The following is a 1774-nucleotide window of genomic DNA, read 5'->3' as shown; positions in this document are numbered from 1 at the left end:
ACGTACACACTATATGAAAGCATTTATATCATACAGTCACAAAGATGTAGGCTATTTAGATAAATTAACTGTTCATTTAGCACAAATTAAACGTGAGGGTTTAATTACAGAATGGACTGATCAAGAAATAACCGCTGGCAGTTCTTTAGATGATAGTATTTCCTCTGCATTATCTTCATCTCAATTGTTCATATCCATTGTAAGTCCTGATTATATTGCCTCTCACTATTGTTATGAAAAAGAATTTACAACTGCACTAAAGTTACAAGAAGAGGGTAGAATTACAGTTATTCCGATTATTGTAGAGCCCTGCGACTGGAAGTCGACGCCAATGGGAGCTATTAAAGCTCTTCCAGATGATGGGAAGCCAGTAAGTGAGTGGACTAATCCCAATAACGCATTTGCAAAAGTTGCTCAAGAAATTAGAAAACTACTTAACATCGGTATGGTTAACCAGGGTATCACAGTCGATCATATCAAACAACCAACATCTCCAGGTAGAAATTATAGAGCGGAAAAAATTTTCACAGAAGTTGATAGATTAAATTTTAAGGAGAAAAGTTTTGAGGTGATTAAAAACTATTTTAAGTTGGCGATGTCTGAATTTAATGGAATAGAAAATCTTCAAGCAAAATTATTGGACGAGGATAAAAAATTTATTACCTGTTTAATTTCTAACAAAGGAAATCTAAAAGATGCCTACATTACTATTTCAGTTTCGAACGAAGATGGTTTTAGGCATAGCGATTTAAACTATAACTTTACAAAAAACCGAACTCAAAATACCTTTAGTTTAGATAATATTTTCTCCATCGAGCACGATAACTACGAGCTTTTTTGGCAACTCAGTGGTATGCATTCTCGTAATGAAGAGCGATTGACTGATAAACAGATTGCTGAAAGAATTTGGAACGAATTCATTGCGCAAGTTGGAGTATCTTAATTATCAATAGGACACACACTGGTGTAAGCATTTGAATATGACTTAACAATATTTAGAAATATCGCGCTCCCAAACTCAACTATTCATAGATTTTGAAGGCATCTCGAACTAAAGATAAAGACGGATTTGTAATCCGATAGGTTAAGAGCCAATGCCAGTGCACTTGAGCGGAATTACTAAGCTAGGGGGGGATTGCCACACTCAATGGAAAATCGTGTTCGCAATGACGCGGAATTAAGTAGTACAGATTTTTCTATCTTCCCTTCAATATCTCCACCTTCTCTCTTTCAGATGCCAACAACCTTTCATATAACTCTTTGTTAGCCTCTAATGCTTCCATTAGTTTGTCCAAAGGGTTGAATGTGCAATTATGATTAACTGTGGGGCCTGAATTTACAACAGAACTGTCGTAGTTATTTTGAATATTATTTATCACGGCCTCATCCGAGTAGTTTTTAATCGCTTCCGCCGTCACGCCCAAAACCTTTGCCACTTTCTCTAACGTAGAATCTTCAATCTCCATACTTTGCTCCAATTTGCTAATGGCTTGTTGGCTAATGCCCAGTTCGGCAGCAAGCGCTTCCTGTTTCATTCCACGCAATTCGCGAATGCGGCTAATTTTTCTACCTAAATGAGTACGGTTGGTTTTTTCAGCAGTTTCCATAGCCAAATATAATTTATTTTTTGAATTGTATCATCCAGTTGATTTTTCTTTCGCCTCATCGGCAGCGGCCTTTTTCTTTTGTCTTGATACAAAAGAAACAAACCTGAGCGCAGCTAAAGCATGACTACAAGTAAATAACACAAACAACAAGGAATAACTCAAGGCTT

2 protein-coding genes are annotated in these 1774 nt (G+C 36.6%); one reads left to right on the top strand and one right to left on the bottom strand.

Annotation, left to right across the window (positions count from 1 at the left end; genetic code table 11):
• On the top strand, nt 1-943 hold a 943-nt coding region (locus ON09_RS24640), incomplete at its 5' end, for a toll/interleukin-1 receptor domain-containing protein (protein ID WP_238533798.1).
• Between the two features lie 253 nt (nt 944-1196).
• Here the strand turns inward: ON09_RS24640 and ON09_RS23555 are convergent.
• Nucleotides 1197-1607: a helix-turn-helix domain-containing protein gene (locus tag ON09_RS23555; RefSeq protein ID WP_010603527.1), complete on the bottom strand. Its 411-nt coding sequence runs from the start codon at nt 1605-1607 to the stop codon at nt 1197-1199.
• Between the last annotated feature and the right edge of the window lie 167 nt (nt 1608-1774).

It is taken from the genome of Pedobacter agri PB92 (assembly GCF_000258495.1).
In the GTDB taxonomy this organism is placed as follows: Bacteria; Bacteroidota; Bacteroidia; order Sphingobacteriales; family Sphingobacteriaceae; genus Pedobacter; species Pedobacter agri.
This window is presented reverse-complemented; position numbering and strand designations above follow the sequence as displayed.